At 64.3% G+C, this 12,962-nt stretch carries 13 protein-coding genes; 6 read left to right on the top strand and 7 right to left on the bottom strand.

Annotated elements, in window-relative coordinates; genetic code table 11:
• Both VWN43_RS06450 and VWN43_RS06445 read left to right on the top strand, forming a co-directional pair.
• Entirely contained in the window at positions 1-678 is a 678-nt protein-coding gene (locus VWN43_RS06450; RefSeq protein WP_320180192.1) for a hypothetical protein, read from the top strand.
• 33 nt (positions 679-711) lie between these two features.
• The gene (locus VWN43_RS06445; RefSeq protein ID WP_320180193.1) at positions 712-1,170 is read left to right on the top strand and encodes an EF-hand domain-containing protein; all 459 of its coding nucleotides are present in this window, start codon (positions 712-714) and stop codon (positions 1,168-1,170) included.
• Here VWN43_RS06445 and trmFO read toward each other — a convergent pair.
• Entirely contained in the window at positions 1,167-2,534 is a 1,368-nt protein-coding gene (trmFO, locus tag VWN43_RS06440) for a methylenetetrahydrofolate--tRNA-(uracil(54)-C(5))-methyltransferase (FADH(2)-oxidizing) TrmFO (protein WP_320180194.1), read from the bottom strand. The two genes, VWN43_RS06445 and trmFO, sit on opposite strands and share 4 nt — an antisense overlap.
• A gap of 53 nt (positions 2,535-2,587) precedes the next feature.
• Between trmFO and VWN43_RS06435 the strand changes: the two genes are divergently transcribed.
• Entirely contained in the window at positions 2,588-3,256 is a 669-nt protein-coding gene (locus VWN43_RS06435; RefSeq protein WP_320180195.1) for a lysoplasmalogenase, read from the top strand.
• Between the two features lie 77 nt (positions 3,257-3,333).
• Here the strand turns inward: VWN43_RS06435 and gyrA are convergent, their stop codons facing one another.
• Positions 3,334-6,171: a DNA gyrase subunit A gene (gene gyrA, locus VWN43_RS06430; protein WP_320180196.1), complete on the bottom strand. Its 2,838-nt coding sequence runs from the start codon at positions 6,169-6,171 to the stop codon at positions 3,334-3,336.
• Positions 6,172-6,474: 303 nt separating this feature from the next.
• On the opposite strand from gyrA, the gene VWN43_RS06425 reads away from it, so the two are divergent.
• On the top strand, positions 6,475-7,755 hold the full coding sequence (locus tag VWN43_RS06425) for a hypothetical protein (RefSeq protein ID WP_320180197.1): 1,281 nt from the start codon (positions 6,475-6,477) through the stop codon (positions 7,753-7,755).
• A 58-nt stretch (positions 7,756-7,813) separates the two neighbouring features.
• Here the strand turns inward: VWN43_RS06425 and VWN43_RS06420 are convergent, their stop codons facing one another.
• Both VWN43_RS06420 and VWN43_RS06415 read right to left on the bottom strand, forming a co-directional pair.
• The gene (locus VWN43_RS06420; RefSeq protein ID WP_253515577.1) at positions 7,814-8,533 is read right to left on the bottom strand and encodes an NYN domain-containing protein; all 720 of its coding nucleotides are present in this window, start codon (positions 8,531-8,533) and stop codon (positions 7,814-7,816) included.
• Between the two features lie 36 nt (positions 8,534-8,569).
• Entirely contained in the window at positions 8,570-9,208 is a 639-nt protein-coding gene (locus VWN43_RS06415; protein ID WP_253515578.1) for a carbonic anhydrase, read from the bottom strand.
• A gap of 97 nt (positions 9,209-9,305) precedes the next feature.
• Between VWN43_RS06415 and lipA the strand changes: the two genes are divergently transcribed.
• Both lipA and VWN43_RS06405 read left to right on the top strand, forming a co-directional pair.
• Positions 9,306-10,247 carry a lipoyl synthase gene (gene lipA / locus VWN43_RS06410; RefSeq protein WP_320180198.1) on the top strand — a complete coding sequence of 314 codons (942 nt, stop codon included), beginning with the start codon at positions 9,306-9,308 and terminating at the stop codon, positions 10,245-10,247.
• Complete coding sequence (locus VWN43_RS06405) at positions 10,247-10,702, top strand: type II toxin-antitoxin system RatA family toxin (RefSeq protein ID WP_253515580.1); 456 nt, start codon at positions 10,247-10,249, stop codon at positions 10,700-10,702. The genes lipA and VWN43_RS06405 overlap by 1 nt, the downstream gene beginning before the upstream one ends.
• On the opposite strand, the gene VWN43_RS06400 is transcribed toward VWN43_RS06405, so the two are convergent.
• The 3 genes from VWN43_RS06400 to VWN43_RS06390 are packed head-to-tail and all read right to left on the bottom strand — an operon-like array spanning position 10,699 to position 12,890.
• Complete coding sequence (locus VWN43_RS06400) at positions 10,699-11,199, bottom strand: CinA family protein (protein ID WP_320180199.1); 501 nt, start codon at positions 11,197-11,199, stop codon at positions 10,699-10,701. The two genes, VWN43_RS06405 and VWN43_RS06400, sit on opposite strands and share 4 nt — an antisense overlap.
• Positions 11,196-11,744, bottom strand: a complete 549-nt coding sequence (locus VWN43_RS06395) for a hypothetical protein (RefSeq protein WP_320180200.1) — start codon at positions 11,742-11,744, stop codon at positions 11,196-11,198. Before VWN43_RS06395 ends, VWN43_RS06400 begins: the two co-directional genes overlap by 4 nt.
• Positions 11,745-11,747: 3 nt before the next feature.
• On the bottom strand, positions 11,748-12,890 hold the full coding sequence (locus VWN43_RS06390) for a bifunctional 2-C-methyl-D-erythritol 4-phosphate cytidylyltransferase/2-C-methyl-D-erythritol 2,4-cyclodiphosphate synthase (RefSeq protein ID WP_320180201.1): 1,143 nt from the start codon (positions 12,888-12,890) through the stop codon (positions 11,748-11,750).
• Between the last annotated feature and the right edge of the window lie 72 nt (positions 12,891-12,962).

Below are 12,962 nucleotides of genomic sequence, written 5' to 3'. Positions count from 1 at the left end.
GTGAGCAGGCGCTCCCCCGGGATGGACGATCTGCAGGAAGAACTGCCGGAGGTGTCGCGGATCGCTTTTGCCAGCACCGGCAGGAACCGCGATCCGTGGCTTGCCGCGCTGGCTCTCGACGGGCGGATCGGGCGCATGGTGCTCGGCGCGAGCGAACCGATGCTCGGGCAGGTCCGGCTCGCGTGGTGGCGTGACCAATTGGGCAAACCGATCGGCGATCGGCCACGCGGTGACCCGCTGCTCGACCTGATCGGGCAGTGCTGGCATGGCCGCGAGGCGGCGTTGCTCGCGCTGGTCGATGGCTGGGAAGCGCTGCTTGGCGACCGGCCGCTCGCACAAGCCGATATGATGCGCTTCGTCGAGGGGCGGGGCGCGCTGGCGAAGGGGCTGGCCCACCTGCTTACGCATCCGGACCACGCGCCGGAGGCCGAGCGGGCGGGAAAGCTCTGGGCCTTGGCGGACCTCGCCATCCATGCACAGGCGGAAGAAGAGCGCTCCTCTGCGCTCGAGCAGGGCGTGCCCCATGCCCGCCAGTCGCTCCAGCTGCCCCGCACCATGCGACCGCTCGCCTTGATCGGCGGCTTGGCACAGCGATCGCTGCGCAGCGGCGGCGCCGCGATGCTGGGAGATCGCTTCAGCCCCTTGGTAGCCTTGCGGTTGGGCATGGTTGGACGCTAGGCAGAGGCCAGCGGTCGAAGGAGGTGCGTTTCCATGAGCCGGATGGTCCTCGGAGCCCTGGCGGCGCTGGCCCTTGTCGGGCTGGGCGCGTTCTGGTGGCAGGGTAGGGCGCAGGTCGAACGCGGGGCACCGCCGCCGCAGCCGGTGGAGACATCGGAACCGCTACCCGAGGTCCCGGCATCCGATCCCGGCGATTTGGTGGGGCCCGCACCACCGGAGTCGACCGAACTGACCAAGGAACAGCGCCGCTTCTTCCGCTACGACCGCAATCGCGACTGGCGGATCACGCGGACCGAAATGCTGTCGAGCCGAACCGACGGGTTCCGCAAGCTCGATACCGACGGCAACAACTTGCTCGACTTCGAGGAATGGGCAGTGGCAACGGTGACCAAGTTCGAGGGGGCAGATGCCGATGGCGACAACCAGCTGACCCCGGGCGAGTTTGCCACCACCGCACCGAAGCCGACCAAGACACGCCGCTGCGCCTGCTAGGCAGGCACGGTTTCCATCGCGCCGAGCCACTGCCCGAAGTCTTCCTTCGCCCGGTTGGTATAGGCTTCCTTGCGGACCTTCTTGCCGACATCGTGCAGCGGCGGGAACAACCCGAAATTGACATTCATGGGCTGGAAGGTGGCAGCCTCGGCATCACCGGTGATATGCGACAGTAGCGCGCCGAATGCCGAAGTTCGCGGCGGGGCGGTCCAGTCACGGCCCGCCAGTTCGGCCGCGGCCATCAATCCCGCCATCAGTCCAACCGCCGAACTTTCGACATAGCCTTCGCAGCCGGTGATCTGCCCGGCGAAGCGGATGTGCTCGCCGCCCTTCAGCCGCAGTTGGCGATCGAGCACCAGCGGCGAATTGATGAAGGTGTTGCGGTGCAGCCCGCCCAGCCGCGCAAACTCGGCATTCTCGAGCCCCGGGATGGTACGGAACAGCTCGACCTGCGCGCCGTATTTGAGCTTGGTCTGGAAGCCGACCATGTTCCACAGCGTGCCGAGCTTGTTGTCCTGCCGCAGTTGCACCACCGCATAGGGCCAGCGTCCCTGCGGGTGTTCCTCGCTGGTGTCGTAGGGATTGTCGAGCCCGACGCCCTTCATCGGGCCATAGCGCAGCGTTTCGACACCGCGCGCGGCCATCACCTCGATCGGCATGCAGCCATCGAAATAGGGCGTGTCGGCTTCCCATTGCTTGAATTCGGTCTTGTCGCCGTCGATCAGGCCCTGGTGGAAGGCGAGATACTGCTCCCTGGTCATCGGGCAGTTGATGTAATCGCCGTCCTCATTGCTGGCCGCCGTGCGCTTGTTCCAGCGCGACTGGATCCAGCATTTGCTCATGTCGATGCTGTCGCGGTGAATGATCGGCGCGATAGCATCGAAAAAGGCGAGGCGGTCCTGGCCGGTTGCGCCAACAATACTTTCTGCCAGCGTCTGCGCGGTCAGCGGCCCTGTGGCGACAATCGTCGGCCCCTCGGCAGGCAGCGCGTCGACCCTTTCGCGCACCACGGTGACATTGGGGTGTTCTTCCAGCGTGCGCTGAACCTCGGCCGAAAAGACATCGCGGTCCACTGCCATCGCCGAACCCGCAGGCACGCGCGCGACTTCGCCCGCCCGCATGACCAAGCTGTCGAGCCGGCGCATCTCGTGATGCAGCAGGCCGACGGCGTTCTTGGTATCGTCGTCCGAGCGGAAGCTGTTCGAGCAGACGAGTTCGGCGAGGCCGTCGGTCTGGTGCGCGGGCGTCATCTCGCCGCTGCCGCGCATTTCGGACAGGCGGACGCGGTAGCCACGACGTGCGAGCTGCCATGCAGCTTCGCTCCCCGCGAGGCCGCCGCCGATTATGTGGATATCATGGGTCATCGCGCGCGCCCTAATGCTTGCATGGGCGGTTCGACAAGGCCTAGCGTCGCGCCATGCCGCACCGTGCCCTCGTCGATCATCGCCCCTGGTTACTTATCAGCCTGATCGCCGGGATCAGCTATTTCTTCGTGAGCGACGCGCCGATCGGCGGCATCTGGTTGATGCTGTGGAAGGGGGCGGGGGTTGCTTTCCTCGCCGTCTATGCCGCCTTTCGCGGGCGCGGGTCCGACGGGGCGCTGATCGCTGCGGCCCTGGCGTTTGGTGCGATGGGAGACATCGCGCTGGAAACCAGTTTCCTGATCGGCGGCGCACTGTTCGCGATCGGGCATGCCATCGCGATCACGCTCTATCTGCGCAACCGGCGCGCCAAGGCCAGTCCGAGCCAGGCGCTTGCGGGGCTGAGCCTGCTGGTGCTGACGCCGCTGATCGCGGCGCTGATGACCTACCCCATCGAGAACTGGCTGGTGGCGACGGGCTATTCGGCGATTGTCGGCGCGATGGCAGCGGCGGCGTGGACCAGCCGCTTTCCGCGCTATCGGGTGGGCCTGGGCGCAGTCATGTTCGTCGTCAGCGACTTGCTGATCTTCGCCCGCGAGGCCGCAGTGCTACCCGATCTGGTCACCGGCTGGCTGATCTGGCCGCTCTATTATGGTGCCCAGTTCCTCATCGCGGTGGGTGTGGTCCAGACGCTCCGCAAGGATCATGACCGCGCAATAGGCTGACCGGCCGAAGCAAGCAGCCCGCGCACGGCGCTGGGCCGGACGCGGGCTGGAAGGTGGATCGACACAGGGGCGTGCGACTAGCCGCCCGGTTCCTCGTCGATGTTCTTGTCCGAATGCACAGTGGTGTAAGGCTCGGTCTTGTCGAGCCCGCCGCGGTCGGCGATTTCGTCCGCCACCGCCTCTTCCGCCTCGTTCTCGGGTTCCTCGGTCTCGTCGATGCGTGCGGCGCCGACGATCTGCTCGCCCTTGGCGACATTAAAGATACGCACGCCCGACGATCCGCGTCCCGAGATCGAATAGCCTTCATGCGTCTCGAAACCGTCTTCGAGCATGTGGCGGAACTGCAGCGGCAGGCGGATCAGTTTCGCCCGGTCGGTCACCAGCATCAACTGCATGCCGTGGCGTACGGGGAAGCTGGCGACGACCGGACCATTGCGATCCGGATTGCTCGTTGGTTCGCCGATATTGGTCAGGCCCTGACCGCCGCGCCCGGTGGTGCGATATTCGTACGCGGTCGAGATCTTGCCATAGCCATTGGCGGTCAGCGTCAGGATGAATTCCTCCGCCTCGGCCATCTCGGCAACCTTCGCCTCGTCGAGCGTCGGGGTGTTCTCGTTGTTCTTCCAGTCGGCGGCGCGGAGATAGGCATCGCGCACATCGGTGTCGCGTTCGCCGGTTTCGAGCACTGCCATCGAGACGACCTTCTGGCCATCCTTGAGCTTCATGCCGCGGACGCCGATCCCGGTCCGGCTCTTGGTTTCGCGTGCATCGGTGGCGGAGAACCGGATTGCCTTGCCGGCATCCGACGCAAGGAAGATTTCCTGGTCTTCCTTGAGCAACCGCACGCCGATGAGCCGGTCACCGCTGCCTTCGACGAAGCCCATGGCGTATTTGCCATTGCTGGGCACGTTGGTGAAGGCATCCATCGAATTGCGCCGGACCATCCCCTGTTCGGTGGCGAAAACGATGTTGAGCGTGCTCCACTCGCTTTCGTCCTCGGGCAGGGGGAGGACGTTGGTAACGCGTTCCTCGTCGCCCAGCGGAAGCAGATTGACCATCGGACGGCCCTTGGTCTGCGGTCCGCCTTCGGGCAGCTTCCACACCTTCATGCGATAGACGCGGCCGGTATTGGTGAAGAAAAGCACGGGGTTATGCGTCGAAGTGACGAACATTTCGACGACCGCGTCTTCTTCCTTGGTGGCCATCCCGCTGCGACCCTTGCCGCCGCGCGCCTGGGCGCGGAACGCGTCGAGCGGGGTGCGCTTGATATAGCCGCCATGCGTGACCGTAACGACCATCTCCTCGCGCTCGATCAGGTCTTCGTCCTCGATCCCGTCCCACGCGGGGGCGATTTCGCTGATCCGAGGCGTGGCATAGGTGTTGCGGATCTCTTCGAGCTCTTCGCGCAGCACGGCGTAGAGCTTCACCCGGTCGGCGAGGATCGAGAGATATTCCTCGATCGCCAGACTGAGTTCCTTGAGTTCGTCACCGATCTCGTCGCGGCCCAGTGCGGTCAGGCGGTGTAGCCGCAGATCGAGAATCGCCTTCACCTGGCGTTCGGACAGGCGGTAGGTCCCGCCCGATTGTTCATCGGTCGGTTCGATCGCTTCGACGAGCGCGATATATTGCGCGATATCGCCGATCGGCCATTCCTTGACGAGCAGCTTAGCGCGCGCCTCCGCCGGATTGGGCGAACTGCGGATCATCGCCACGACCTCGTCGAGGTTGGACACGGCGACGACCAGGCCAAGCAAGATGTGCGCGCGTTCGCGGGCCTTGTTCAGTTCGAACTTGGTCCGCCGCGTGATGACCTCTTCGCGGAAGCTGATGAAGGCCTGGATGAAGTCGCGCAGCGTCAGCACTTCGGGGCGGCCGCCGCGGATCGCCAGCATGTTGGCGGGGAAGCTCGCCTGCGCCGGAGTATAGCGCCAGATCTGGTTGAGCACGACTTCGGGCGAGGCATCGCGCTTGAGGTCGACGACCATCCGCACGCCTTCGCGGCTCGATTCGTCGCGGATGTCGGAGACACCTTCGATCCGCTTCTCCTTCGCGGCTTCGGCGATCTTCTCGACCAACGCGTTCTTGCCGACCTGATAGGGGATCGACGTCAGCACGATCGACTGGCGGTTGCCCTTGGTTTCGATCTCGTGGCGGGCACGCTGGAGGATCGACCCGCGACCGGTGGTATAGGCCGAGCGTGCGCCCGATTTGCCGAGGATAAGCGGCGCAGTGGGGAAATCCGGCCCCGGAATGATCTCGAACAGTTCTTCGGAGGTAATCGCGGGGTTCTCGATAAAGGCGAGACAGCCGTCGATCACTTCGCCCAGATTATGCGGCGGGATATTGGTCGCCATGCCGACCGCGATGCCGCCCGCGCCATTGACCAGCAGGTTCGGGAAACGCGCCGGGAGCACCGTGGGTTCGCGCCGCGAGCCATCGTAATTGTCGGTGAAATCGACCGTGTCCTTGTCGAGATCGTCGAGCAGCGAGTTGGCCACCCGCGCCAGCCGCGCTTCGGTATAACGCATGCTGGCCGGCGGATCGGGATCCATCGAGCCGAAATTGCCCTGGCCATCGATCAGCGGGACCCGCAGCGACCAGTCTTGCGTCATGCGCGCCAACGCATCGTAGATCGCGGAATCGCCGTGCGGGTGATAGTTACCCATCACGTCGCCGACGATCTTGGCGCTCTTGCGGTAGGCCCGTCCGGCGACGAAGCCGCCTTCCTGGCTGGCGAAAAGAATGCGCCGGTGGACCGGCTTGAGGCCGTCACGCACATCGGGGAGCGCCCGGCTCACGATCACGCTCATCGCGTAATCGAGATAGCTGGTTTTCATTTCATCGACGATGTCGATGCGCGCGTATTCTTCACCGCCGGGAGCGGGAATATCGAGAAGATCGGTATCGTCGGACAAGATGTGTTTCCGTACTGCGAAATGCTTATGTTCTGATGGTTTGGAGCCTAGGCGAAAGGGCGCGCCAGCGCCACTCGCGAGCGGGAACCAAAGCCCGGTTTCGCGCGCTTTTTCCACATATGGGTGGTGCAGTCGCGAATAGTAACCATGAACCGAGGGGCGAAGGCGCATTCAATGCGCGTTCAGCCCCGTTCCGGTAGAAGAATTTGCAATGAGCGCGCGCACGCGGCATGTGCCGCCCAGTCCTTTTCATACCGGCGCCCGGCGCGCTCAGCCCCCTTTTCACTCTTGGGAGTTTACCACATGATTTTCACTCATCTCGCCCGCAAGAACGGCGCAGCTTCGACCTTCGCTCTGGCCATCGCTCTGGCGACCGGCGGCGTGATCGGCGCCGCGGCAATCGAAACTCCGGCGTTCGCGCAGAAGAAGTCGAAGCCGAAATATTCGAAGGCCTTCATCGCGACCTACCAGCCGCTCGAAGTCATCGCGACCACCGAGCCGCTCGACTATCCCGCGCTCAAGGCGGGCTTTCCCGGCCTGATTGCAGCGACCGAGAACAATGACGACCGCTATGCGGCCGGCAGCTTCATCTATTCGAACGCTGCCAAGCAGCAGGACCAGGCGGTCGCGCTGCAGGGCATGGAGCTGATGCTGCAGAGCGGCAATGTGCCCGAAGAAAACATCGGCCAGTTCAACTTCGTTGCCGGGCAACTCGCCTATGCGGCGGAGGATTATGCCAAGGCACGGCCCTACTTCCAGGCGTCGGCAGATGCCGGCTATACCGACAATGATCCGCTGATCTTCGTTGCGGAAAGCTACTTCGCGGAAGACCAGGCGCAGCAGGGTCTTACCTATCTGAGCGACCTCATCAACGCCAAGGTCGCTGCCGGTGAACCGGTCGACGAGGCATGGCTGAAGCGCGGTCTGGCGCAGGCTTACAACAACAACCTCAACGCCGAGGCCAACAAGTATTCGAGCTGGTACGTGACCCAGTACCCGGGCGAGGACAGCTGGGGCGATGCGGTCGCCATCCTGCTGAACACCGGTGGTTACGAGAACCCCGAGATCCTCGACCTTCTGCGTCTCGGCAAGCGGGTTGGCGTCCTGCGCGACGGCAAGCTGTATCTCGAATATGTCGACGCGGCCGACTATCGCCGCCTTCCCGCGGAAGTGGTTTCGGTGATCGACGAGGGCTATGAGAAGGGCTTCCTCGACCGGACCGATCCCTATGTCACCGATACCCGCCGCCAGGCCGCCGAGCGCACGGCAGCCGACCGGGCCGATATGGACGGGCTGATTGCCGACGCGAACAAGGCGGGTGCGACGATCAACACCGTTCTCGCTGCCGGTGACACCCTGCTCAGCCACGATCGTCCGGCGGATGCGGAAACCTTCTACACGAAGGCGCTCACCATTCCCGGTGCCAATACGGCGATGATCATGACCCGCCTTGGGATCGCCCAGTTCGACCAGGGCCAATTCGCCGAAGCCGAAGCGACCTTCAACAAGGTCGAAGGCGCGCGCAAGCCGATCGCCAATCTGTGGGCGATCTACACCGCGCAGCAGGCTGCAGACACGATGTAAGAGCGTTGAGCTCGGATCGAATGGGAAGGGCGCGGACTGCGGTTCGCGCCCTTTTTCGTCAGCGCAGCCGCTTGACGAAGCTCTGGCCGTTGCCGCGGCGTTCGACCGAGAAATTGGGGATCGTCTCGATCAGATCGGTGAGGCGGGCAAAGCCGTAATTGCGGGTGTCGAAGCTCGAGCGGTTGCCCGCGCGCTGGCCGACTTCGGACAAATTGGCGTAACCCTTGTCGTCGCGCTTGCTGGCGGCATAGGCATCGAACAACAGGTCGAGCAGTTCCTTGTCGAGGACGTTCGATTCCTTGCTCGGTCCGCCTTCCTTGCGGCTGCCCTTTTCGGCCTTGATCAGCGCATTCACGTCGATGAACCGCGTGCACGCCTGGCGGAATGCCTCGGGGGTCTTGGCGCCGCCGAAACCGTACACCGGCAGGCCGTCCTGCCGGATACGCATGGCAAGCGGCATGAAATCGCTGTCCGAACTCATGATCCCGAAACCGTGGACACGGCCGCGATAGAGCAGGTCCATCGCGTCGATCGTCATCTTCATGTCGGTGGCGTTCTTGCCCTTGGTCATGTCGAACTGCTGCTGCGGTTCGATGCCATAGCGGTGCATCAGGTCGATCCAGCCCTTGAGGCTGGTCTTGCGCCAATTGCCGTAGGCCCGGCGGATATTCACCTGGCCCAGCTCGGCGAGGACGGTCAGGACCGGATCGATCCCCGAGGGGCTCGCATTATCCGAATCGATGAGAAGGGCGATGTTGCGCTGTTCGAATTCCGACATGCCCGCTCCATGACCGCAGGACCCGCGCGGCGCAAGTCACGAGGCGGGCAGGAACTCCCCGCTGGCTTCGTCGAGCAGGTGAAGGATGCCATCCGAAATCGCGAAATAGGCGCCGCGCACGGCGAGCGATCCGTCGGCTTCCTTCTCCCGCACGCAGGGAAAGGTGCGCAGGTTTTCCAGGCTGACCTTGACCGCCGCCAGTTCCATCGCGCGCTCTGCCGCGCGTCCGCTGGTGCCCTGCGTGGCGGCGATCGGGCCGCGTACCGTATCGAGCATGTCGATCCAATGCGCGACGAAGCCGCCTTCGCCGAGCTCATTGCCATGCAAGTCCTGTGTCAGCGCGGCCTTGCAGCCGCCGCACATGCCGTGGCCCATGACGACCACTTCGCGCACCTTGAGGAACTGGACGGCAAATTCGAGCGCGGCCGATACGCCGTGACGTCCGGGGGTGGTTTCGAACGGCGGGACCAGTGCCGCGACATTGCGGACGACGAATATCTCGCCCGGGTCGACGTCGAAAATCTGCGCCGGATCGACCCGGCTGTCCGAGCAGGCGATGACCATGACCTGCGGCGACTGGCCGCCCTTGAGCTGTTCCCAGCGATCGTGCTGGCGCTGCCAGTCGCCTTCGCGGAAACGGCCATATCCTTCGATCATATCGGCAAATGTCTTCATGCGCCCTCCGCTGCCCCGAAACGTGGTGCGACGCAAGTACCGGTGCGACTGGCGGTGGGTTGCCGTGGGCGGGGAGGGGGCCTAGATGGGCGGCGACATGAACGACCTCTCCTCCGCACCCCAGCCCGAGGGCGAACGCCCCAAGATGCAACGCAAGCCCGACTGGATCAGGGTCAAGGCGCCCGTCAGCAAGGGCTATCAGGAAACGCGCAAGCTGATGCGCGAACTCAATCTGCACACGGTGTGCGAGGAAGCGGCCTGTCCGAACATTGGCGAATGCTGGACCAAGAAGCACGCCACGGTGATGATCCTTGGCGATACCTGCACGCGCGCCTGCCGGTTCTGCAACATCAAGACGGGCATGCCGATGCCGGTCGACCCGCTCGAGCCCGAGCACACCGCGACCGCTGCGGCGGCGATGGGGCTGGAGCATATCGTGATCACCAGCGTCGACCGCGACGATCTGCCCGATCGCGGGGCAGGCCAGTTCGTCAAGGTCATCAACGCGCTGCGCCGCGAGACGCCCAACACGACGATCGAAATCCTCACGCCCGACTTCAAGGGACGGATGAAGGAGTCGATCGCCGAGATCTGCGAAGCCGGGCCCGATGTGTTCAATCACAATCTCGAGACCGTGCCGCGGCTCTATCCCACGATCCGCCCGGGTGCGCGCTATTACGCTTCGCTGCGCCTGCTCGAAGAGGCAAAGGCAAACAATCCGCTGATCTTCACCAAGTCGGGCATCATGCTCGGCCTCGGCGAGGGCCGGCTCGAAGTGCACCAGGTGATGGACGACATGCGCAGTGCGGGCATCGATTTCATCACCATGGGCCAGTATCTCCAGCCCACGCCCAAGCATGCCAAGGTCGAGGATTTCGTCACGCCGAAGCAGTTCGCTGCCTTTGGTTCGATCGCCCGCGCCAAGGGCTTCCTGCAGGTCGCCTCGAGCCCGCTCACCCGGTCGAGCTACCATGCGGGTGACGATTTCGCCGAAATGCGCGCCGCGCGCGAAGCAAAGCTAGCCAAGCAGGGCGCCTGATGCCCGGCATTCGTGAGAAACGGCGGCTGCCCTACAGCCAGGAGCAGATGTTCGACCTCGTCGCTGATGTCGGCAGCTATGGCGAGTTCCTGCCGTGGGTCGTCGCGACCCGCGTGCGCAGCGACAGCGAAACCGAAATGACCGCCGACATGCTGGTCGGGTTCAAGGCAATCCGCGAGAAGTTTACCTCACGCGTCGTCAAGCAGCGGCCCGAGCATCTCGAAGTGTTCTACGTCGACGGGCCGCTCAAGGATCTCGACAACAACTGGACCTTCACGCCCACCGAAGACGGCGGGTGCGAGATCGATTTCTGCGTCGATTTCACCTTTCGCAACGCCGTGTTCGAGGCGCTGGCCGGGCAGTATTTCGACCGCGCGTTCCGCAAGATGGTGCAGGCCTTCGAAGACCGCGCCGATGCGCTCTATGGCCGGGAAAACGCGGCTGCCAACCTCTAGGGTAGCAGTAGCTCGAGCGCGCAAATCGTCGCGGCGCGGCGGATATTCGCACGCGAGGTCGGTTCGAAGAGCTTGAGCTCGCCCTCGGGCTCACCCTCGGCGCCGCGCACCACGCGCGCGAACACAACCGTGCCGACAGGCTTGAGATCGGTGCCGCCGCCGGGTCCGGCAACGCCGCTGATCGCGACCGCGACATCGGCCTTGCTCTTCTCCAGCGCGCCCTTGGCCATCGCCCAGGCACAAGCGATCGACACCGCGCCGAAGGTTTCGATGATCTCGAGCGGGACGCCGAGCGTTTCCATCTTCGATTCGTTGGAATAGGTCACGAAGCCACGATCGAACATGGCGGACGATCCGGGAATCTCGGTCAAGGCCGCGGCGACCAGGCCACCGGTGCAACTTTCCGCCACGGCGACCTGCCGGCCGGCGGCAGAATTGGCTTCGACGACCGTGCGCGCGAGTTCTTCGATATCCGGCGGGAGAAGGGCGGTGGTCATGGCCGGTCGGGATCGCATACCTGCGGATCCCTTACCTTGGAGACATCCAGCACGAAGGCCAGCAAGCCGCCAAAATTCTTGGGCGGCAGCGGGGCGAGCAATTCCATCGCGCGTTCGATCTTCGCGCAATCGTCGGGTTTGATCTCCTCGCCGATTTTCTGTGCGAGGAAAGCATCCACGAAGGGACGCAGCGCTTCGGGCGGCAGGCTCCTGAACATCTCTGACCGCTCGCTCGCGGCCCCGTCCTCTTGCCCGCTGGTGGCGAAGTTCATGAATACGCGCAGGGTTCCGGGCCAGCTTTCGGTCTGCATCGCGGCATAGGGCGCGACGAACTCCCCGCCGCGGGACGCGAAGAACCCGTCCGATTCGAGATAGGGCGTGCAGGATGCCGCGAAGCCTTCGGCTATCACCGGAACCGCGTAAATTCCGGCATCGGTTAGGTCTTCAGGCGCGATGCACTGCTGCGCGAACGCCGCTTGCGCGTGCAGCAGCCCAATACTCGCCACTGCTCCTGCAGCGATCTTGCCGTAGTTCGATTTGCTCACCCGTTACTCCCTGATAATCGTTGCGACGGCCTGCGCCGCGATCCCTTCACCGCGTCCGGTAAACCCCAGCCGTTCGGTGGTGGTGGCCTTTACCGATATGGCATGGATGTCAACGCCGAGCAGTTCGGCGATCCGGGTCCGCATGGCTTCACGGTACGGGCCGATCTTGGGTGCCTCGCAGATGAGCGTCAGGTCGATATTGCCGATCGCGTAACCGGCATCGCCAACGAGCTGCGCGGCATGGGTCAGGAAACGGTCGCTGCTGGCACCCTTCCATTGCGGGTCGCTGGGCGGGAAATGGCTACCGATGTCGCCATTGCCGATCGCTCCAAGCAGGGCATCGACGATGGCATGCAGGCCGACATCGGCATCGCTGTGCCCCGCCAGCCCCTTGTCATGCTCGATGCGGATACCGCCGAGCCAGAGTTCCTCACCTACGGCAAGGCGGTGGACGTCGTATCCCATCCCGGTCCGTACGGGTGGCAGTCGGGTCATGAAATCCTCCGCGAAAGTCAGTTTGGCCAGACGTTCGTCACCCGTCACGTGCGCGACCTCGCCGCCGGCCGCGCGCAAGACCTGAGCATCGTCTCCCGCGGGGGCGTCGCCCTGCCAGGCATTGTGAGCGGCGAGGATCGTCGCGAAGCGAAACGCCTGCGGGGTCTGCACCCGGCGCAATTGCTCGCGCGGGGCCGTCCCTCTCATCATGCCGCCTGTATCGAGCGACAGGCTGTCGACCACCGGCAGCACAGGAATCGCTCCGGCGTAGTCATCGAGAGCAGCAAGCAGACGCTCGATAACGGTACGGGGGAGGTCGGGACGCGCTGCATCATGGATGAGCACGCGTTCGGCCGCGCCTACCGCTCGCAGCGCGTGGGCAACCGATTGCTGGCGCGTCTCGCCGCCAGGCACCAGGCAATATCCCTCGAGCCCCGACAGCGCCGCATGCGCCGCCTGATCGCCATTCTCGGGCACTGCGATGACCAGGGGGCTGGCACCCGCCGCGAGCAGGCTTTCGACCGAGTGCCGCAGCACCGGCTTGCCCCGCCAGCGCGCAAATTGCTTGGGCAAGGGCTGTCCTGCGCGCAGGCCCTGACCGGCCGCGACCACGATCGCGGCGAAGCCGGGGAGGGGAGCTGGATCCTGCATACGAAAGCAGCGCGCTAGCGGCTTGCCGTTTGCGCTGCAACGCACTATGTGCCTGCCCAATATTTAGGCAAT

This window comes from Qipengyuania sp. HL-TH1, from assembly GCF_036365825.1.
GTDB classification, from domain to species: domain Bacteria; phylum Pseudomonadota; class Alphaproteobacteria; order Sphingomonadales; family Sphingomonadaceae; genus Qipengyuania; species Qipengyuania profunda.
The sequence above is the reverse complement of the archived record's forward strand: the minus strand, read 5'-3'. Positions and strand labels throughout refer to the sequence as shown.